General features: G+C 69.8%; 16 protein-coding genes and 5 tRNA genes. 19 read left to right on the forward strand and 2 right to left on the reverse strand.

The genetic code is table 11. From position 1 onward, the window contains the following. Position 1 precedes the first annotated feature (1 nt). Positions 2 to 1,735 (reverse strand): GspE/PulE family protein, encoded by a 1,734-nt coding sequence (locus IPJ59_RS19445; protein WP_293272843.1) that lies wholly within the window; start codon positions 1,733 to 1,735, stop codon positions 2 to 4. Between the two features lie 159 nt (positions 1,736 to 1,894). Between IPJ59_RS19445 and IPJ59_RS19450 the strand changes: the two genes are divergently transcribed. From IPJ59_RS19450 to IPJ59_RS19460, 3 genes are all read left to right on the forward strand, one after another. After that, positions 1,895 to 3,397, forward strand: coding sequence for a class I SAM-dependent rRNA methyltransferase (locus IPJ59_RS19450; RefSeq protein ID WP_293272844.1), 1,503 nt, complete (start codon positions 1,895 to 1,897; stop codon positions 3,395 to 3,397). A 140-nt stretch (positions 3,398 to 3,537) separates the two neighbouring features. Further along, on the forward strand, positions 3,538 to 6,225 hold the full coding sequence (gene alaS, locus IPJ59_RS19455) for an alanine--tRNA ligase (RefSeq protein WP_293272845.1): 2,688 nt from the start codon (positions 3,538 to 3,540) through the stop codon (positions 6,223 to 6,225). Positions 6,226 to 6,379: 154 nt separating this feature from the next. Next, on the forward strand, positions 6,380 to 8,002 hold the full coding sequence (locus IPJ59_RS19460; protein WP_293272846.1) for a hypothetical protein: 1,623 nt from the start codon (positions 6,380 to 6,382) through the stop codon (positions 8,000 to 8,002). Between the two features lie 121 nt (positions 8,003 to 8,123). On the opposite strand, the gene IPJ59_RS19465 is transcribed toward IPJ59_RS19460, so the two are convergent. After that, complete coding sequence (locus IPJ59_RS19465; protein WP_293272847.1) at positions 8,124 to 9,554, reverse strand: glutamate--cysteine ligase; 1,431 nt, start codon at positions 9,552 to 9,554, stop codon at positions 8,124 to 8,126. Between the two features lie 226 nt (positions 9,555 to 9,780). Between IPJ59_RS19465 and IPJ59_RS19470 the strand changes: the two genes are divergently transcribed. From IPJ59_RS19470 to rplA, 16 genes are all read left to right on the forward strand, one after another. Beyond that, positions 9,781 to 10,161, forward strand: a complete 381-nt coding sequence (locus tag IPJ59_RS19470; RefSeq protein ID WP_293272848.1) for a bactofilin family protein — start codon at positions 9,781 to 9,783, stop codon at positions 10,159 to 10,161. A 17-nt stretch (positions 10,162 to 10,178) separates the two neighbouring features. Further along, positions 10,179 to 10,493: a bactofilin family protein gene (locus IPJ59_RS19475; RefSeq protein ID WP_293253395.1), complete on the forward strand. Its 315-nt coding sequence runs from the start codon at positions 10,179 to 10,181 to the stop codon at positions 10,491 to 10,493. 4 nt (positions 10,494 to 10,497) lie between these two features. Continuing rightward, positions 10,498 to 11,298, forward strand: a complete 801-nt coding sequence (locus IPJ59_RS19480) for a bactofilin family protein (protein ID WP_293253398.1) — start codon at positions 10,498 to 10,500, stop codon at positions 11,296 to 11,298. 382 nt (positions 11,299 to 11,680) lie between these two features. After that, complete coding sequence (locus tag IPJ59_RS19485; protein ID WP_293253401.1) at positions 11,681 to 13,411, forward strand: HEAT repeat domain-containing protein; 1,731 nt, start codon at positions 11,681 to 11,683, stop codon at positions 13,409 to 13,411. Positions 13,412 to 13,562: 151 nt separating this feature from the next. Beyond that, complete coding sequence (locus IPJ59_RS19490) at positions 13,563 to 14,747, forward strand: tetratricopeptide repeat protein (RefSeq protein WP_293272849.1); 1,185 nt, start codon at positions 13,563 to 13,565, stop codon at positions 14,745 to 14,747. 188 nt (positions 14,748 to 14,935) lie between these two features. Continuing rightward, a tRNA-Thr gene (locus tag IPJ59_RS19495) sits at positions 14,936 to 15,007 on the forward strand. Positions 15,008 to 15,056: 49 nt separating this feature from the next. Beyond that, positions 15,057 to 15,140 (forward strand) — tRNA-Tyr (locus IPJ59_RS19500). Positions 15,141 to 15,146: 6 nt separating this feature from the next. Then, a tRNA-Gly gene (locus tag IPJ59_RS19505) sits at positions 15,147 to 15,219 on the forward strand. Positions 15,220 to 15,241: 22 nt separating this feature from the next. Then, positions 15,242 to 15,314: transfer RNA gene (locus IPJ59_RS19510), tRNA-Thr, on the forward strand. Positions 15,315 to 15,378: 64 nt separating this feature from the next. Further along, entirely contained in the window at positions 15,379 to 16,584 is a 1,206-nt protein-coding gene (gene tuf / locus IPJ59_RS19515) for an elongation factor Tu (RefSeq protein WP_293272850.1), read from the forward strand. Positions 16,585 to 16,697: 113 nt separating this feature from the next. After that, positions 16,698 to 16,859: a 50S ribosomal protein L33 gene (gene rpmG / locus IPJ59_RS19520; protein WP_293253410.1), complete on the forward strand. Its 162-nt coding sequence runs from the start codon at positions 16,698 to 16,700 to the stop codon at positions 16,857 to 16,859. A gap of 37 nt (positions 16,860 to 16,896) precedes the next feature. Further along, positions 16,897 to 16,969, forward strand: a tRNA-Trp gene (locus IPJ59_RS19525). 33 nt (positions 16,970 to 17,002) lie between these two features. After that, positions 17,003 to 17,452 carry a preprotein translocase subunit SecE gene (gene secE, locus IPJ59_RS19530; RefSeq protein WP_293253413.1) on the forward strand — a complete coding sequence of 150 codons (450 nt, stop codon included), beginning with the start codon at positions 17,003 to 17,005 and terminating at the stop codon, positions 17,450 to 17,452. Positions 17,453 to 17,626: 174 nt separating this feature from the next. Continuing rightward, positions 17,627 to 18,166, forward strand: coding sequence for a transcription termination/antitermination protein NusG (gene nusG, locus IPJ59_RS19535; protein ID WP_293253416.1), 540 nt, complete (start codon positions 17,627 to 17,629; stop codon positions 18,164 to 18,166). Between the two features lie 118 nt (positions 18,167 to 18,284). Continuing rightward, positions 18,285 to 18,710, forward strand: coding sequence for a 50S ribosomal protein L11 (gene rplK, locus IPJ59_RS19540; RefSeq protein ID WP_293253419.1), 426 nt, complete (start codon positions 18,285 to 18,287; stop codon positions 18,708 to 18,710). Between the two features lie 109 nt (positions 18,711 to 18,819). Beyond that, complete coding sequence (rplA, locus tag IPJ59_RS19545) at positions 18,820 to 19,521, forward strand: 50S ribosomal protein L1 (RefSeq protein WP_293253607.1); 702 nt, start codon at positions 18,820 to 18,822, stop codon at positions 19,519 to 19,521. The last annotated feature ends 16 nt before the right edge of the window (positions 19,522 to 19,537 follow it).

Raw genomic sequence — 19,537 nt, forward strand, 5'->3', positions numbered from 1 at the left:
TTCAAGCCAGATGATCGCCGGTCGCCCGCAGCAGGTCGTCGAGCGCGATCTGCCCGTCCGCCACCCGCGCCAGACCGACCTGACGCAAGCTGCGGTGGCCCTGCGCCGTCGCCTCGGCGCGCAGCTCCGCCGCGCCGGCGCCCTCGGCGATCCGCTCCTGCAGCGCCGCGCCGACTGGCAGCACCTCAAACAGCGCCACCCGACCGCGGTAGCCGGCGAGGCAGGCCTTGCAGCCGCCCGCGCGTCGCGGCCGACACTCGCGCGCCTGCTGCGGACTCATGCCCGCGTCGATCAACCGCTGCGGCGAGATCGCCGGGTCCTCGCTCGAGCACTCGCCGCACAGCCGACGCACCAGCCGTTGCGCGACCACCAGCCGCGCCGCCGCGGCCACCATGTAGGGCTCGACCCCGAGGTGCACCAGGCGGACCAGCGCCGCCGCGCCGTCCCCCGCCGGCAACGTCGTCAACACGCGCCGACCCCCGACCGCCGCCCGCACCGCCGCGTCGACCGCGTCGAGGTCCGGCAGCCCACCGAGCATGATGATGTCCGGGTCCTGCCGCAGCAGCGCCTGCACACTGGCCGCCATGCCGAGCCCGCCCTCACGTTGCAGCTGCACCTGCGTGCATCCGGGCAGCGTGAACTCCACCGGATCCTCGATCGTCGCCACGCTCACGCTGTCGCCCGCGAGCTCGGCGAGCGCCGCATAGAGCGTCGTCGTGGTCCCGCTGCCGGCCGGGCCCGCGACGAGCGTGAGCCCGTGCGAGCCTTGCAGCGCCGCCCGCATGCATTGGAGCTGCTCTGGCTCGAGTCCGAGGCCCGCGAGGTCGTGCGGCAGCTTGCTGCGGTCGAACAGGCGCAGCACCAGTTGCTCGCCGGCGGCGGTCGGCATGGTCGCCACCCGGATGTCGAGCTCGCGGTCCTTGCCGGCGTGGAAGCCACGGATCTGGCCCTCCTGCGGGGTCCGCCGCTCGGCGACGTCGAGCTGCGCCATCAGCTTGAAGCGGGTGGTCACCGCGCTGCGCAGCCCGATCGGCAGCTCGGACTCCGGGTGCAGCACGCCGTCGACGCGAAACCGGATCCGTAGCCCGCGCTCCGACGGCTCGACGTGCACCTGCGTCGCCCCGCGGCTGGCCGCGTGCAGCAGCACCCGGTTGCACAGACGGATCGCCTGGTCCTGCTCCGGCAGCCCCGCCGCGGGCGGCGTCCGCTCGCGCTCTCCGGGCGCTGCGTCGACCCGCTCGAGGTTCAGCGCCCCGAGCACGTCGGCGTACGCCGCACTGTTCCCGCTGCGGTCCCCGTCGCGCTCTCCGCTGCGATCGTAGTAGCGGACGATCGCGTCCTCGATCGCCGTCTCGGTGCTGACCACCGGCTCGACGTTCAGGTTGGTGATGAACTTGAGGTCATCGATCGCATAGATGTTGCTCGGGTCGGCCATCGCGACCACCAGCGTCGAGCCAGCCCGCTGCACCGCGATCGCGGTGTGCTTGCTGGCCAGCGACTTGGGCACCAGCTCGACGACCTTCGGGTCGATCTCGTAGTCGGTGAGGCTCATCCATGGCACGCCGTACTGCGCCGACAGGAAGTCCGCCAGCTCGCGCTCGCCGAGGATCCCCAGGCGCGACAGGCTGTACGACAAACGCTTGCCGGTCGTCCGTTGATCGGCCTGCGCCCGCTTGAGCTGGGCGAGCGAGATCAGGTTCTCGCGGACCAGTAATTCGCCGATGCGGTCTGCCATAAAAAGCGATGCAGCGTCTCGCCCGACGCACGCGGTCGACGGCGGACCAGGGTACAGCCCCCGCCCAGACCCGCCAAGCCGGACAGGTGCCCAGGCGAGAAAACTTGCACGCGCAAGCCCTCCCCGTCGCCCCGCGTTCTCGCCTATGCTCCGCCGCCGATGACCGACCGCGACCGACCTGCCCCGCGCTCCGCACCCACTGCTCGGGGCAACGACCGTGGTGGCAACGACCGTGGTGGCAACGACCGCGGTGGCAACGACCGCGGTGGCAACGACCGCGGCGGCAACGACCGCGGCGGCGACCGTCCTCGCGACGCCGGCCCTCGTGACAGCCGCGACCGGCCCCGCGACGCCCCCCGCAGCGCCGCCCCGCGGGACCGCAGCATCCGCCCCAGCGAGCGTCCGGCCGACCCCAACGCCCCGGCCCCGCGCCGCAACACGCCCGTCGGCCGCCGCCCGGCGCGTCCGACCGTGCGTGGACCCAGCGTCAAGGTCCCGCTGGACGTCGCCCGCCTCGTGCGTGCCGGTCACCCCTGGGTGTTCCGCCACACCGTGCGCCGCGACCTCGACAACCTCAGCGAGGGCGCGGTCGTCCCGGTGATCGACGAGGACGGCTACGGCGTCGGCTGGGGTCTGGTCGAGGCCGAGGGGGCGATCGGCGTCCGCATGCTCAGCCTCCACGCCGACTTCAGCTGGAACGAGGCCGAGATGCTCACCCGCATCCGCCAGGCCCTGCGCCTCCGCGGCCCGGCACTGCTGGCGCAAGGCGCAGTCCGCCTCCTCCACGGCGAGGCCGACGGCTTCCCCGGCCTCGCCCTCGACCGCCTCGGCGACTACCTCCTCCTCTACAAGTACGCCCGCTGCGCCGAGAGCTACCTCGACACCCTGGTCCCCCTGCTCGAGCAGGAGCTGAAGCCCGCCGGCATCTACCTGCAAGACCGCATCCGTTCGGTCACCGCCGCCGACGACCGCCGCCCGCCCGCCTTCCACCTCGCCGGCAAGGCCGCCCCGCCCGAGGTCGAGGTCGGCGAGGACGGCCTCAAGTTCCTCGTCGACGTCACCGCCCCGGTCTCGCCCGGCCTGTTCCTCGACCTCCGCGAGGGTCGCCGCCTGCTCGAGACCCTCGTCCGCGGGCGCAGCGTCTGCAACCTCTTCAGCTTCACCGGCGCCTTCGGCCTGCGCGCCGTGCGAGCCGGTGCCGCCGCGGTCACCCACGTCGACTCGGCCGCCCGCAGCCACGCCCGCTGCCGCCAGAACCTCGCCGCCTCCGGCATGGACCCCGAGGCCATCGAGGCGATCACCGGCGACGTGTTCACCTTGCTCGAGAAGTTCCGCCAGCGCGGCCGCGTGTTCGACTTCATCGTCGTCGACCCGCCGCCCTTCTCCAACGTCAAGGGCAACACCTTCAGCGCCCTCAAAGACTGGAACCAGCTCATGGCCGCGGTCGCCGGCGTCGTCAGCCCCGGCGGCCACGTCCTCGCGATCTCCAACGCCGTGCGCCTGCCCGAGGACGAGTTCTTCCTCGCTCTCGGCGAGGGTGTGCACGCCGCCAAGCGCTCGGCCCGGCTGGTCGGCGAGTGCGGCCTGCCGCCAGACTTCCCGGTGCCGCCGGCCTTCGTCGAGGGCCGCTACCTCAAGATCAAGCTCCTGCAGCTCGACTAGTACGCGGCCCCCGTTTCGGGTCGCGGAACATCGCCGCAGCCCCGCGGCTCGACCGGGTCGGGGCGGGTCGGGAAAATCATGTACGACCTGGTAGCGAGCCCAGGCAGCGCGTGGACGGGATCGAGTATCCTCCCGCCGCCATGCAGTCCCGGCCCCGCGCCCACGAGATCCGCCGTCGCTTCCTCGACTTCTTCGCCGCGCAGGCGCACGCCATCGTGCCCTCGTCGTCGCTGGTGCCGGCCAACGACCCGACCCTGCTGTTCACCAACGCGGGCATGGTCCAGTTCAAGGACACCTTCCTCGGCCGCGACCCTCGCCCCTACAAGCGCGCCGTCAGCGTGCAGCGCTGCCTGCGAGCCGGCGGCAAGCACAACGACCTCGACAACGTCGGCTTCACCGACCGCCACCACACCCTGTTCGAGATGCTCGGCAACTTCTCGTTCGGCGACTACTTCAAGCAGGACGCGATCCGCTGGGGCTGGGAGTTCCTCACGCAGGACCTCGGCATCCCCGCCGAGAAGCTCGTCGTGTCGGTGTTCAGCGGCGAGGGCGAGTCGGCCCCCGCCGATGACGAAGCCTACGCGCTGTGGGCCGAGATCGTCCCCGAGGACCGCATCTACCGCCTGCCCGCCAAGGAGAACTTCTGGGCCATGGGCGACACCGGCCCCTGCGGCCCCTGCTCGGAGATCCACATCTTCCACGGCGAGCGCGCCCCCGGCGACGCCAAGCGCGACGGCAAGCTCGGCCCAGCCTACGAGGACACCCGCTACACCGAGCTGTGGAACCTCGTGTTCATGCAGTACGAGAAGCACCCCGACGGCACCCTCGTCAACCTGCCCAAGGCCAGCGTCGACACCGGCGCCGGCCTCGAGCGCCTCGCCGCCGTGATGGAGGGCGTCGGCAGCAACTACCGCACCTCGCTGCTCACCCCGCTCGTCGACCTCGCCAAGCGCCTCGCCGGCGCCTCACCCTCGGACCTCGGCGCCGGTGAGTCGCCCTTCCGCGTCATCGCCGACCACGCCCGCGCGACCGCCTTCCTCATCGCCGACGGCGTCTTCCCCGACAAGGCCGGCCGCTCCTACGTCCTGCGCCGCATCATGCGTCGCGCGATCCGCTACGGCACCAACGTCGGCCTCGAGCGGCCCTTCTTCCACGAGGTCTGCCAGCAGGTCGTCGCTGAATTCGCCGAGGCCTACCCGCTGCTGCGCGAGCGCGCCAGCACCATCGACGAGGTCGTCCGCACCGAGGAGGAGAGCTTCCGTCGCACCCTCAGCCGCGGCCTCAAGCGCCTCGAGGCCGCCCTCTCCGACCTCGCCCCCGGCGAGCAGGCCTTCCCGCCCCCCGTCGCCGCCGACCTCTACGACACCTACGGCTTCCCCGTCGACCTCACCGGCATCATCTGCAAGGAGAAGGGCCTGACCCTCGACGAGCCCGCCGTCGAGGCCGCCGTCCGCCAGCGCCAGAGCCAGGACGGCGACGCCCACAGCTCGCTCGGCTCCGACAAGGCGATCGGCGATCTCTACTTCAAGCTCAAGGAGCGCCTCGCCGGCCAGACCAGCTTCACCGGCTACGACACCGTGCAGGGCAGCGGCACGGTGCTCGCCCTCGCCGTCGACGGTCGCGAACACAAGGAGGCGCGCCCCGGCCAGCAGGTCGAGTTCGTCGTCGACCACACGCCCTTCTACGCCGAGAGCGGCGGCCAGGTCGGCGACACCGGCCGCGCCGAGGGCGACGGCGTCGAGCTCGAGATCGACGACGTGCACAAGCCGACCGGCGACCTCCACGTGCACCGCGGCAAACTCGTGCGCGGCACCCTGCGCGTCGGCCAGAGCCTGACCCTCGCCGTCGACGTCACCCGCCGCGACGCGATCCGCCGCAACCACAGCGCGACCCACCTGCTCCACCACGCCCTGCGCGCCGTGCTCGGCACCCACGTCGCCCAGAAGGGCTCGCTGGTCGGCCCCGACCGCCTGCGCTTCGACTTCTCCCACACCCGCCCGCTCACCGCCGAGCAGCGGGCGGAGATCGAGCGCCGCGTCAACGTCGAGGTCCTGCGCAACCAGGGCAGCCAGGTCCGCAGCCTGTCGATGGCCCAGGCCCGCGAGACCGGCGCGATCGGCCTGTTCGAGGCCAAGTACGGCGAGGTCGTCCGCGTCGTCAACATCGGCGGCGAGAGCATCGAGCTGTGCGGCGGCACCCACGTCGCCCGCGCCGGCGACATCGGCCTGTTCGCGATCGTCAGCGAGGCGGGCATCGCCCAGGGCGTGCGCCGCATCGAGGCCGTCACCGGCATGAACGCGCTCGCGTACCTGCAACAGACGGCGCAGATCGTCGGCGAGGCCGCGACCCAGCTCCACGCCGCCGGCCCGCACGAGCTGCTGCCGAAGCTCGAGCGCCTGCACCACGACCTGCGCGCGCGCGACAAGGAGATCGCCGACCTCCAGCGCAAGCTCGCGACCGGCAGCGGCGGCGGGGCAGGGGACAGCATCATCGAGGTCAGCGGCGTCAAGCTGCTCGTCAAGCTCGTCACCGTCGGCGACCCCAAGGCCCTGCGCGAGGCCGTCGACATCCTGCGCGACCGCCTCGGCTCCGGCGTCGTCGTCCTCGGGGCCGAGCGCGACGGCAAGGCCAGCCTGATCGTCGCCGTCACCAAGGACCTCAGCGGCAAGATCCACGCGGGTAACCTGATCGCCGCGATCGCGGGCCACGTCGACGGCCGCGGCGGTGGCCGCCCCGACCTCGCCCAGGCCGGCGGCGCCAATCCGGCCGGGCTGCAGCAGGCCCTCAGCGCCGCCCGCGAGGCCCTGGCCGCCCAGATCGCCGGCTGATATCGACCGCCACCAGGGCCACGGTGGCGGTCGCGGTGGTAGAGCAAACCACACGGCCCCGGACATCCGATCAGGGTTTCTCCGATGCGCCGCATCGCGGGAATTTGTCGCTGCCCCGGCGGCCGTGGCGCGGGCTGTGATAGCGTGGCCTGGCATGGATCTGTCCGCGTTGCTCGCGCGTGAGGGCATCGAGCCCGGTGACGTAGAAGCTCTGCTGAAGTGGGCCAAACAGCGCTCGCACGCGCTGATCGCCCGCATCGAGCCCGGCTCTCCGCTGGCCGAATTGCTCGCCGGCAACCATCACCCGAGCAGCGGACGCACGCCCGAGGTCAACGCACCTGCTTCGCACCCCGCGACCCGCAACGTCCCGCGGCCGATCGCCCGCAGCGTCAGTCGTCCGTACCTCAACGCCGCCGTCGAGGCGGCGCTGAGCGGCAAGCAGCAGGACCTCGAGCTGGCGATCGAGACCGCCGCCGCCGAGGTTGAACCCGTCCCGCCGCCACCTGTCCTCGAGGCCAGCCCCGAACCCGAGCCCCCACCGCTCGAGGATGACCCGTCGATCGGCGGCTTCAACCGCTTCGCCTTCAGCCTCCGCCGCCGCCCCGCCGAACCCCAGCCCGAGGAGCCGCCGCCGCGCTCCAGCAGCCTCAGCCGCGGCTTCGAACTCCACGCCGAGTCGCAGGCTCCACGCGCCTGGGACGACGAGCACGTCCCCGAGCCCCCCGGCTTCGAGGCTCGCCTCGGCGACAGCGCTCGCATGCACCTCGCCAACCTCGACGCCGAGTCCTCCGAGGGCCTCGTGCTCGGCATCCCCGACGACGACAGCGACATCCCGGTGTTCCGCGGTCGGCCTCGCAGCGACGCGATCACAGCAGACTCGAGCTCCTCCGGGCTCACCGACGCGGCCTTCGACGCGCTGATCGAACCCTCGGATCTGCAGCCCGTGCCGTCCGAGTTGTCCGTCCCGGAGCCCGCGACCGTGCAGTCCGCGACCCCGCATCGTGATGCGTCGGGCCCGGTCGAACGCGCCGCATCGGGCCCCGTGCGCGCCGCGTCCGGCCCCGTGGAACGCGCCGCGTCGGGCCCTCTGCGCGCCGCGTCAGGCCCGATCGAGGGCGCCGCGTCGGGTCCAGTGCGCGCCGCGTCAGGCCCGATCGAGGGCGCCGCGTCGGGCCCAGTGGAACGCGTCGCATCGGGCCCACTCGAGGGCGCCGCGTCGGGTCCAGTGCGCGCCGCGTCAGGCCCACTCGAGCGCGCCGGCTCAGGCCCGCTCGAGCGCGCCGCGTCAGGCCCACTCGAGCGCGCCGCGTCAGGCCCACTCGAGCGCGCCGCGTCAGGCCCACTCGAGCGCGCCACCTCGAGCCCGTTGGCCGCTGCGAGCTCGCCACAAGCCGCCGTGAACCCCTCGGAGCGCGCCGCATCGGGCCCCGTGCGCGCCGCGACGCCGCCACCGCCACCGCCGCGAGCCCCCTCCGCCCCGCAGCCCGCCGCCCGGGTCCCGCCGCCGCCTTCTGGCCGGCGCTCGTCCAAGAAGACCGCCCCCCAACCAGTCGTCGCCGCGGCCGCGAAGCCCCAGCCGAAGAAGGGCAAGAACCGCAAGAAGGTCGTCGAGCTGAGTCAGCCCGTCGCTCGCCCGGTGTCGGTGCCCTCGCCCGCGGCTCGCCAGGCCTCCGCGCCTTCTCCCGCGAGCTCCGGCACGCGCCCGGTGACCGCCCCTGGCGACGCGGCCTCGGCGGCCCGCGGCGTGCCCGACTACCTCCGCGACGACGAAGACTAACCTGTCCCATGAGACAGCTGTGAGCCCACCCGGCGCAGTGCTGGCGCGCGCCTCCAGCCAGCGAATCGACCTGTCCTACCGGACAGGTCAGGCGTCCGGGTGACCTGTCCCACCGGACAGGTCAGGCGTCCGGGTCGGGGCTCGGCTCCCCGCCCGCGCCCGCGAAGTGGAAGTGACGCGCGAACGCACGCCGGGCCGCCGCGCCGCGTCCAGGGCTGGCGCCGAGCGCCTCACGGGCGAGGTCCGCGGGCGAGCGGCCCGACTGGACCAGCAGCTCGAGCCCGTCGAGGAAGCGGGCCTCCGTGCGGCCCTTGCTGTCGCGCACGTCCTGACGCTCGAGCCCCGCGCGGGCGATCGCCATCAGGCGCACGCACAGCGCGTGGACCCGCGGCGAGCGCATCGCGTGCTGGCGGCACTCCTGCCACAGAGCCAGGCGCGCCGGGAAGTCGAGCCCCGCGACCAGCTCCCACGCCGCCGCGGTCGCGTCGGCGTCGTAGAGGAGGCCCTTCCACATCGCCGGCAAGGCGCAGACGAAGGCCGAGCTCACCGAGTCGCAGCCACGCACCTCGAGGTAGGGCTTGAGCCGGATCTCCGGGAACAGGGTGCTCAGGTGGATGTCCCAGTCGCCGCGCTGGGCCCGATGATGGGTGCCGTCCGGCGCGGTGTAGCCGTCCTTCATGTAGATCCGGAACGGCAGGTGCACCGGCAGGTACGCGCCGTCGCGGCGGATGAGGAACATCGGCACGTCCAGCGCCCACTCGACGTAGCGCTCGTAACAAAACCCGGGCTCGAAGGCCCACGGCCAGATCCCGCAGCGCGCGTTGTCCACGTCGGTCCAGTTGTCGCTGCGCAGCGAGGCGAAGCCGCGGTCCTCGCCCTCGCGGTACGGCGAGTTGGCGAAGATCGCCGTGCTGAGGCCGCTGACACCCATCGCCATCCGCAGCCGCTCGCCACACTGCTGCTCCGACGCGAAGTCGAAGTTCGCCTGCACCGTGCACGTGCGCAGCATCATGTCGAGGCCCCGACTGCCGCGGGTCGGCAGGAAGTCCCGCATCACCCGGTACCGACCCTTCGGCATCCACTGGATCTCCTCGCGCGTGGCGAAGGGGTGGAAGCCGGTCGCCAGCCACGCCAGTCCCAGTCGCTGCGACACCGAATGCAGCTCGCGGTAGTGCTGCGTGAACTCGCCGCAGGTCGCGTGAACATGCGGCAGCGGCTTGCCGCTCAGCTCGAACTGTCCCCCCGGCTCGAGCGTGATCGACGCCCCGTCCCGCTCGAGGGCGATGATCTCCCCACCCGGCCCCCGGTCGGCCGCCGGCCGCCACCCGAACTCGTCGATGAAGGCCTGCAGCACCGGCAGCACGTGCGCCTCATACCCGACCGGCCGCGGACCCGCGGGGTCCTGTGGATCCATGTACAGCCCGAACTTCTCCTGCTCGGTGCCCACCAGGTGGGTCGCCTGATCGCGGCGCTCGGCCCGGCGAAACACCTCCGTGAGGTCTTCGGCCCGCAGCGGGTCGGACGATGTGGTGGTGGTCGGGGTGCTGCTCATCGGCGCCTCCAGGGCGAAAGAACGGCCTGCAGCGGGGTCCGACCCCGACGCGGCGGGCCGAGTGTATCCGCAGCACCCGTCGACTTGACCACCACGCCCGAGAAACTTGCCAGCTCATCGCGTGCACGCCTCGCTTGACCCGGTCCGGCTCACACCGCTAATCTCCGCCCCGCGTGTCGCCTCTGCCACATTCGGCGGGCGACCAGATCGGACGATGGCCACCCCCGTGAGCACCTCAGCCACTCCCCGGCCCTCCGAGGGCATCTGTACCATCGGCCCGCGGATCGCCATCCGCGGCAACATCTCCGGCGAAGAAGATCTCGTCATCGAGGGCCGCGTCGAGGGCAGCGTCAGCCTCAGCGGCCACCTCGTCGTCGCCCCGGGCGCCGTCGTCGAGGCCGACATCGAGGTCGACAGCGTCGACGTCCACGGCCAGGTCGACGGCGACATCGTCGCTACCACCGCGATCACCCTCCACGAGAGCGCACGCGTCGGCGGCAACCTGCGGGCGCCTCGCGTCGTCCTCTCCGACGGCGCCCAGTTCAAGGGCAGCGTCGAGATGGACGTCCAGCTCCCCGGCGGCCTCAACCGTCAGCCGCGCCGCTGATCTCCGAAGGACCCACAATGGCCACCACCGTCATCGGCAGCAGCATCGTCATCGACGGCGAGATCTCCGGCGAGGAGCAACTCATCGTGCACGGCACCGTCAAGGGCCGCATCGTCGTCCGCGACGCCCTCGTCGTCGAGAACGGCGGCCTCGTCGAGGCCACGGTCGAGTCCGCCTCGATCACCGTCAACGGCACCATCCACGGCGACATCGCGGCCAGCGAGCGCGCCGAGCTGCGGCCGAGCTGCACCGTCGTCGGGGACATCCGCGCGCCGCGGATCCTCATCGCCGACGGGGCTTCGTTCAAGGGCAACGTCGACATGGGGGGCTAGCGGGATGGCAACGAAGACCAGGAACAATCTCCCTTCTCCCGAGGCCAGCGCCGAGGTGATCGCCCATATCGGCCCCGGCACCCGCGTCGTCGGTCGCGTCTCCGGCCAGGAAGATCTGCGCGTGCACGGCACCGTCGAGGGCACCGTCCGCCTCGCGCAGACCCTGTTTGTCGAACCCGAGGGCGTTCTGCTCGCCGAGGTCTTCGCCCGCGACGTGGTCGTCTCCGGCACCGTCGTCGGCAACATCCACGCCGAGAGCGCCGTGCTCCTCACCGCCAGCGCCCGCGTCGTCGGTGACATCCGCTCGCCCCGCGTCAGCGTCGAGCCCGGCGCCGCCTTCCGCGGCGCGATCAGCATGGAGCCCGTCGACGCCGACGAGCTCGCCGCCGAGGCCACCGCCGCCCGCAGCTACAGCCGCAGCGACACCCGCAGCGCCTCGGCCCGCGGCGCCCTCGCGGTCGGCGAGCGTCCGGTCGCGGCCAGCAACGGCGACGCCCGCCGCACGCCCGCGCGTCAGCAGGCCGTCCGCCTCCCACCGCGCCGCGCTCAGGCCTTCACCGCCGCCGCGCCCGCGCCCCGCACCTGGACCACACCCGCCCCGCGTCGCTTCGACGCCGATCCGATCCCCCCGATCGCCGCCCCCATCGTCGTCGTTCAACACCCGGCCATCCGCAGCAGCGACGACCGCCTGCGCCGTCGCAGCGAGCCCCTCCCCGCCGCCTCCGAGCCGTCCACCGACGCCAAGAAGCTCGCCCGCCCCCGCACGCTCCCCCGCGGCAAACACAAGGTCGAGCGGGTGGACTGACTTCACGGCCCCATCCGGGGCCTGGGTCGGTCGTGTCGCGGCTTCACTTCACGGCCCCATCCGGGGCCTGGGTCGGCCGCGTCGCGGCTTCCTTCACGGCCCCATCCGGGGCCTGGGTCGGCCGCGTCGCGGCTTCCTTCACGGCCCCATCCGGCCGTCGCCGCAGGCCGATCGCCCTCGGTGCGAGGCCCCTGGCCTGGTCGCGCCCGGCCCGCCCCGGGGCGCCCGGGGGGGCGCACAGACGCGCCCGCAGGTCCCCACCCCTGCCCGAGCAGCCCCGACCGGCCCCGGACCGGCCTCGCTCGGCTTTTTTGGCGGCGGCGACGGACTGAGGCAAACAAGGGCGCGAGGCTGATGTACCATGCCTCGCAAGAGGGGTCTCATGCGCAAGCTCGTCGTTTCATCTCTGTTCGCCCTGGCGATGGTCTCGTGGTCCGGCTGCAAGGAATCCGACCCGAACGCCTTTGAGACGCACATCGAGGGCATCCGCGACGTCAACGCGCGGGCCGCCAGCATCTCCCAGCTCGAGGCGCTGGTGAAGACAGTGACGACAGCGCAGGGCGACCAGACCGCCCGCAAGCAGGAGTTCGTCGACAAGATCGTCCCGATCTTCGACGAGGTGTGGGACCAGGTCACGCCCGAGCAGCAGGTCACGATGCTCAACATGCTGCGTGACGTCGGCCGCCCCGAGGGCGCCAAGCTGTGGATCCGGGCGCTCGTCCTCGATGGCTCCGACGGCGCCCGCAAGCGCGTCCTCGCGGCCCTCCAGGGCATCCAGCGCGCCCGCGCCACCGACGCCACCGACGCCGTCATCGCCCTGTTCCAGAGCCTCATCAAGGACCCCGGCAAGGACAAGGGCAAGACCAACGAGGGTGAGGTCCGCCTCGAGCTCGCCAAGACCCTCGGCGAGCTGCGCGACAAGAAGGGCGTCCCCGTCCTCATCGAGTCGATGTTGCAGACCAAGGAGAGCCAGCCCGTCTCGGTCCACCGCGAGGCCGCCAAGGCCCTCGGCATGATCAAAGACCCGGCCGCCGTCGACGCCCTCCTCACCGTCAGCTTCCGCGTCCCCGACGCGCCCTCCACCACCGATATCAGCAACCGCGCCAAGATCGCCGTCGTCTCGATCGGCGAGCCCGCCGTGCCGCGCCTCAAGGACATGCTCGCGGGCAAGTTCGAGGAGGTCAACAAGCTCGCCACCGACAACGGCGTCGATCTCCTCGTCGTCCAGCAGACCGCCGTGGCGATCCTCGGCGCCCTCGGCACCCGCAGCGCCACCGACGAGCTCATCGCCTTCATGCCGCAGAAAGACTGCGTGCCCGTCGAGGTCAAGAAGCCCGACAAGAAGAAAAAGAAGAAGGACGAGGAGGAGGAGCCGCTCGAGGACGAGGCCGCCGACGCGAGCCTGCGCGCCTTCGTGGCCAACACTCTCGGCCTCATCGGCGACCCCAAGGGCGTCGAGCCGATGTGCAAGTGCATCAACGCCACCCACAACCCCGGCGACATGTTCCCGATCACCGAGGCCCTCGGCCGCATCGGCGGTCCGGAGGCCTTCAAGTGCCTCGCCGAGGTCACCAAGTCCGGCGAGTACGACCCCGAGGCCCTGGAGAACTCCGAGTTCCGCTACCAGATCCGCTGGGAGGCCGCCCGCTTCGCGATCCTCACCGCCTCCCCCGACGACCTCACCGCCCTGCAGGACGCCCTCAAGGGCGCCGGCGCGGCCAACGACAAGAAGGTCGCCGAGGAGCTCCCCAAGTGGGACGCCGGCCTCAAGGTCCTCGAGACCTGCAAGGCCGACAAGGCCTGCTACCTCAAGACCCTCCAGGACCAGAACGCCGACTGGTTCGCCCGCGAGAAGGCCGCCTTCGAGCTCGCACGCCTGTCCCCGGGCGACAAGGCGACCGCGCTCGAGCTCGCCAAGGCCTTCAAGGTCCGCAACCCCGATGCCCGCGTCAGCATGGCCCTGCTCGTCACCCGCGTCCTCGGCGATGCCAAGTGCCCCGAGTGCGCCACGGCCCTCGACGACGTCATGAAGGGCGAGAAGGGCTCGATGGACGCGACCATGCAGCTCCCCGTCCTCACCGCCCGCACCACCATCGCCCGCGTCGCCGAGTGACCCCGGCGCCTCCCGCCTCCAAGGCCGCCCGCGGGCGGCCTTGCTCGTCGAACCGGCGGAGAACCTGTCGAGAGGACTGGCCCGCTCAACTCCCTGCGCCTCGAATCCGGTGGAGAACCTGTACCCGGCGTCCTGTGTCATGCTCGGGACCATGGCCCGTCGCTGGACCTGCGCGCTGCTGCTGCTCGCCGCCTGCGCCAGCAAACCCACCACCGCGAGCGTGACCCCCGGTGAGCCCGAGCGCGCCGCCCCCACGACCCCGGCAGATCTGCCAAACCCCGGCAGCCTCGGCGACGCCGAAGCTGCCCTCGCCGCTGGTGAGCCGGCCCGCGCCGTCGCCCTGTTCGCCGCCTACCTCGCCAGCGAACACGACCCCGCCGGCGCCCGCCAGGCCTACCCCGGCCTCGCCCGCGCCCACGAGCAGCTCGGCGACTTCGCGGCGGCGGTCCGCGCCTACGACGAGTACCTCAGCCGCTTCGCCGCCGACGCTCCAGGAGATCTCTACTCCGCTCGTGGCGCTTGCCACGCCGAGCTCGCCCAGTGGCAGGCCTCGGCCGATGACTTCGCCGCAGCGTTCGCCCGCGCCACCCTCCCCAGCGCCCAGGTCGAAGCCCTGACCCGCCAGGGCTACGCCCTCTTCCAGCTCGGCGACTTCGACCACGCCGACCCGCCCCTCAAACAGGCAGACGAGATCTTCCTCGCCGCCCAGGACGCCCGTCGCGAGCGTTTCACCACATTTTACTTCGTCGGCATGGCCCGCTTCTATCGCGCAGCGATCCACCACCGCCACTTCCGCGAGATCGCCATCCGACTGCCCGAGAAGGTCATGGCCGAGGACTTCGCCCGCAAGTTCGCCGCCCTGGAGCAGGCCCAGGATGGCTACAACTACACCGTCAAGGCCCGCCACATGTTCTGGGTCTCGGCCGCCGGCTACCAGCTGGGCTCCCTCTTCGAGGAGTTCTACGACGCGATGATGTACGCGCCGGTCCCCGAGTGGCTCGACGAGGCCCAGCGCCAGACCTACTACGAGGAGCTCAAGAACCAGCTCCGCCCGGTCGTGAACAAGGCCATCTGGGTGTTCGAGAAGAACCTCGAGACCGCCCGCAAGCTCGGCTACGACAGCGAATTCGTGGCCAGGACCGAGACCAAGCTCAGCGAGCTGCAGGCCGTGCTCCTCGCCGGCGACACCAGCCTCGGCCGCCCGCACCCCCGGCTCGCCCCCGAGGCGCGCCCCGACTGGAGTCCCGGCGACACTTCCACCACCGCTGACCCCGCGAGCCCCGAGCCGAGCCCCGTCGACCGCAAGCTCTTCGTCCCTGAGCCCACCCCACTCTGACCCACAGGCAACATGTGCCTATGGTCACGTAGCAACCGTCTCCCGGTCGAGGATCCCCGCGCGAGACGGCGCGGGCGCGGCTTGACACTCCCTCCGATCGAAAGCTATACAGCGCCTCCACTTTTGGGCCTCCCCAGGTCCAGAGGTGGATCTTCATCCCTTCCCCGGAGGACCCACCGCGATCTCTCGCTGGCGTAGCTCAATGGTAGAGCACCTGATTTGTAATCAGGCGGCTGCGGGTTCAAGTCCCATCGCCAGCTCTTTCAATCCGCCAGATCCAAGCAACTCTTTCCCCTTAATGATCCTCCCGGATGGGTGCCCGAGTTGGCCAAAGGGAGCGGACTGTAAATCCGCCGCGTCACTGCTTCGAAGGTTCGAATCCTTCCCCATCCACTCCCCGCGGGAGTAGCTCAGTTGGTAGAGCGTCAGCCTTCCAAGCTGAATGCCGCGAGTTCGACCCTCGTCTCCCGCTCTCCGAAAAATTCAATCATCTCGCCCATGTAGCTCAGTTGGTAGAGCACATCCTTGGTAAGGATGAGGTCAGCGGTTCGACTCCGCTCATGGGCTCCCTACACAAACCCCCGACTTTCGCGGCCCCACGCAGGGCCATCTCGAGTGGAGAGACAGCGCCATGGCCAAGGAAACATTCAAGCGAAACAAGCCCCACGTGAACATCGGCACGATCGGCCATGTGGACCACGGAAAGACGACGCTGACAGCGGCGATCACGAGCGTGTTGAGCAAGAAGGGGTGGGCGGAGTTCAAGGGCTACGACCAGATCGACAAGGCGCCGGAGGAGCGGGCGCGCGGGATCACGATCAGCACGGCGCACGTGGAGTACGAGTCTGAGAAGCGGCACTACGCGCACGTGGATTGCCCTGGTCACGCGGACTACATCAAGAACATGATCACGGGGGCGGCGCAGATGGACGGGGCGATCCTCGTGGTGAGCGCGCCGGACGGTCCGATGCCGCAGACGCGGGAGCACATCCTTCTGGGGCGCCAGGTGGGAATCCCGGCGATGGTGGTGTTCCTGAACAAGATCGACATGCTGCCGCCGGGGAATGACGGTGCGGAGATGATCGAGCTTGTGGAAGTGGAACTTCGTGACCTTCTGAGCAAGTACGGGTTCGATGGGGACAACGTGCCGATCGTGCAGGGCTCGGCGCTGAAGGCGTTGAGCGCGACGAGCGCGGACTCGGAGGATGCGAAGTGCATCTTCGACCTGATGGATGCGTGCGACAGCTACATCCCGCAGCCGGTGCGTGAGCTGGACAAGCCGTTCCTGATGCCTGTGGAGGACGTGTTCACGATCTCTGGGCGCGGGACGGTGAGCACGGGTCGCATCGAGCGCGGCAAGGTGAAGGTGGGCGAGGAAGTGGAGATCGTGGGCATCCGCGACACCCAGAAGACCACGATCACGGGCGTGGAGATGTTCCGGAAGCTGCTGGACGAGGGCCAGGCCGGTGACAACGTGGGCCTGCTGCTGCGCGGTGTGAAGCGCGAGGACGTGGAGCGCGGCCAGGTGCTGTGCAAGCCGGGCTCGATCACGCCGCACAAGAAGTTCACGGCGAAGGTGTACATCCTGAAGAAGGAGGAGGGCGGTCGCCACACGCCGTTCTTCAAGGGATACCGGCCGCAGTTTTACTTCCGGACGACGGACGTGACGGGTTCAGTGGTGCTGCCCGAAGGGGTGGAGATGGTGATGCCCGGTGACAACATCGAGATCATCGTCGAGCTGCACAACACGATCGCGTGCGAGGACGGCCTGAAGTTCGCCATCCGTGAGGGCGGCAAGACCGTCGGCGCCGGCGTCGTCATCAAGATCATCGAATAATCTCAAGCCTTTGGGTCTGCGGATGTCACCGCAGACCCAGGTCTTTGCCCCAAGTTGCTTTTTGGAACGGGCCTTGCTATGTCTTGGCCCTTCCGCTCCGCGCGAGAACACCCATGGCTGCCGGTAACCGCATCATCATCCAGTTCGAGTGCCAGTCGTGCAAGCGGCGCAACTACTCGTCGACCAAGAACAAGCGCACCACCCCGGAGAAGCTCGTTCTCAAGAAGTTCTGCCGGCACTGCCGGAAGCACGCGGAGCACAAAGAGACCAAGTAACAACCCGCGCCAGGCCGGCGCGGATCGCGGTTCATACAGGGCGTTAGCTCAGTTGGTAGAGCAGCGGACTCCAAATCCGCAGGCCGAGGGTTCGAGCCCCCCACGCCCTGCTTCCTGTCAGAGATGGCGGCCTTCATGCCACCTTGACCGCGAAACCCGCCATGTCCACAACTCCTCCCCGCAAACGAAAGCTTGTTGTCTCCCGCGACTTCGATCCAAGTCGCTGGGCGCATGCGGCTTTCTTTGTCGGTTTCCTGATGTTGGCCTTCGTGCTGACCAACTTCACGGAGGATCTGTGGGCCATCTTGTGGTCGTATTACCCTCGCGCGCTCGGCCGGCCGAACTCCGAGATGTCGACCACAATCGGCATCCTGATCTCTCTGGTGCTGGCGGTGATGGCTTGGCGCAACAAGCGTTGGTTCAAGTTCATCAGTGAAGTGGCCACCGAGGTCTCCCAGGTCACCTGGCCCACGCGCGCCGAGACCCGCGCCGCGACCATCGTCGTCGTCGTCCTCACCATCATCTGCTCCATCATCCTGGCGATCATGGACCTGTTCTGGTCCAACGTGACCGACTGGCTTTACAGCCTATAGCTGCGGACTGGCTGCGGCTTGGCCGCGGTCTGGCCGAGGTCTGACTGCGGTCAGGCCGCGAACTACGGCGGTCGGTCGCTCCTCTCGCTCTCTCCCTCTCGTCTCCCCCCTCGGCCCCCCTGGCGGCAACCCCCGGTATCACCGGCCCTCTCACGGAGTACAGGAAATTCGCTCATGGAGTGGTACGTCGTCAACACCTTCTCCGGCTACGAGAACACGGTGAAGAAGAACCTCGAGGAGCGCATCGAAAAGGGCGGCCTCCACGAGCAGTTCGGAGAGATCCTCATACCGTCCGAGAAGGTCGCTGAGCGCCGTGGCAAGAGCACGGTTCAGAAGACCAACAAGTTCTTCCCCGGCTATATCTTCATCGAGATGGAGCTGACCAAGGCGAGCTGGCACCTTGTCCAGACCACACCCAAGGTCACCGGCTTCCTCGGCGGTCAGAACCCCCGCAAGGTCCCCACGCCCGAGATGAACCGCGTTCGCGGTCAGGAGCCGATCCCATCCGAGCAACCTGTGCCGGAGAAGGTTGTGCCCAATATCACGTACCACGTGAGCCAGCAGGTGCGCGTCCGCAGTGGTGCGTTCGCCAACTTCACGGGCGAGGTCGAGGAGATCAACGCCGACAAGCAGAAGATCTGGCTGTCCGTGTCCCTCTTCGGCCGCCCGACCCGTGTCGAAGTCGACTTTTCTGAGGTCGAGCCTGTTGCTTAGCGCTCGCGGATCTGCGACATCTCCAGCCCGCCGCGACCCAGTTCGCCCGCGTCGCCTCATCCCTCACCTCGAGTGAGCCTCGCGTCGCCATCGTCCCTTTCGCCGTCAGCAAGAAGTCATGAAGAAGGTTACCGCGTACATCAAGCTCCAGGTGAAGGCCGCCCAGGCCAATCCCGCCCCGCCGATCGGCCCCGCCCTCGGTTCCAAGGGCGTCAACATCATGGAGTTCTGCAAGCAGTTCAACGCGCGCACGCAGAAGGACGCGGGCTTGGTCATCCCGGTGGTCATCACCGTGTACAGCGACCGCTCCTTCACCTTCATCACCAAGACCCCGCCAGCATCGATCATGCTGCTCAAGGCGATGAGCAAGGAGAAGGGCTCCGGCGTGCCGAACATCCAGAAGATCGGCAAGGTCAACTCCAAGACCATCCGCGAGATCGCCGAGACCAAGTTCAAGGACATGAACGCGGCCTCGATCGAGGCCGCCATGCGCTCGATCGCTGGCACCGCCCGCTCGATGGGCATCGACGTCGTCGACGCCTGACCGGCGCCGATCAGTGTTTTTTGCCGGCGTAACGCCGACACCCCAACACCCGGGGGAGGGTAACTCGCCAGCGAGCCCCGCCAGGACCCCGGAAAGGCAAGCGAGAGAAATGGGCAAGAAGTATGACGCGGCGTTCAAGCTGGTCGACCGTGAGAAGCGCTACACGGTGGTCGAGGCTTGCGAGCTGCTCCCGTCCCTGAAGTTCGCCAAGTTCGATGAGACCGTCGAAGTGGCCGCCCGCTTGGGCGTTAACCCGAAGCACGCTGACCAGATGATCCGGTCGAGCTGCGCGCTCCCCCACGGCACCGGCAAGTCGCTGCGCGTGGTGGTGTTCGCCAAGGGCGATCGTGCGGCCGAGGCCCGCGATGCAGGCGCCGACTTCGTGGGCGCTGAGGATCTGGTCGAGCGCGTCCTCAAGGAGAACTGGCTCGACTTCGACAGCGCGATCGCCACACCTGACATGATGGGTCTGGTCGGGCGCCTCGGCCGGGTGCTTGGCCCGCGTAACCTGATGCCGAATCCCAAGGTTGGCACCGTTACGATGGACGTGGCCAAGGCGATCCGCGAGATCAAGGCCGGCCGCATCGAATTTCGCACCGAGAAGACGGGCATCGTCCACGCGCCGATCGGCAAGCTCTCCTTCGGTGGCGCCAAGCTCCAGGAGAACCTGACCTCGCTGCTGGACACCCTGCAGCGCCTCAAGCCCTCCACCGCCAAGGGCAAGTACTTCAAGAGCGTCGCGCTGTCGTCGACGATGGGTCCATCCATCCGACTCGACACCAATGATGTGGCCGCGCTCGTCGAGCGCTGAGTCACCCTGCCTTTCT

Source organism: Nannocystis sp., assembly GCF_016714285.1.
GTDB lineage: Bacteria > Myxococcota_A > Polyangia > Nannocystales > Nannocystaceae > Nannocystis.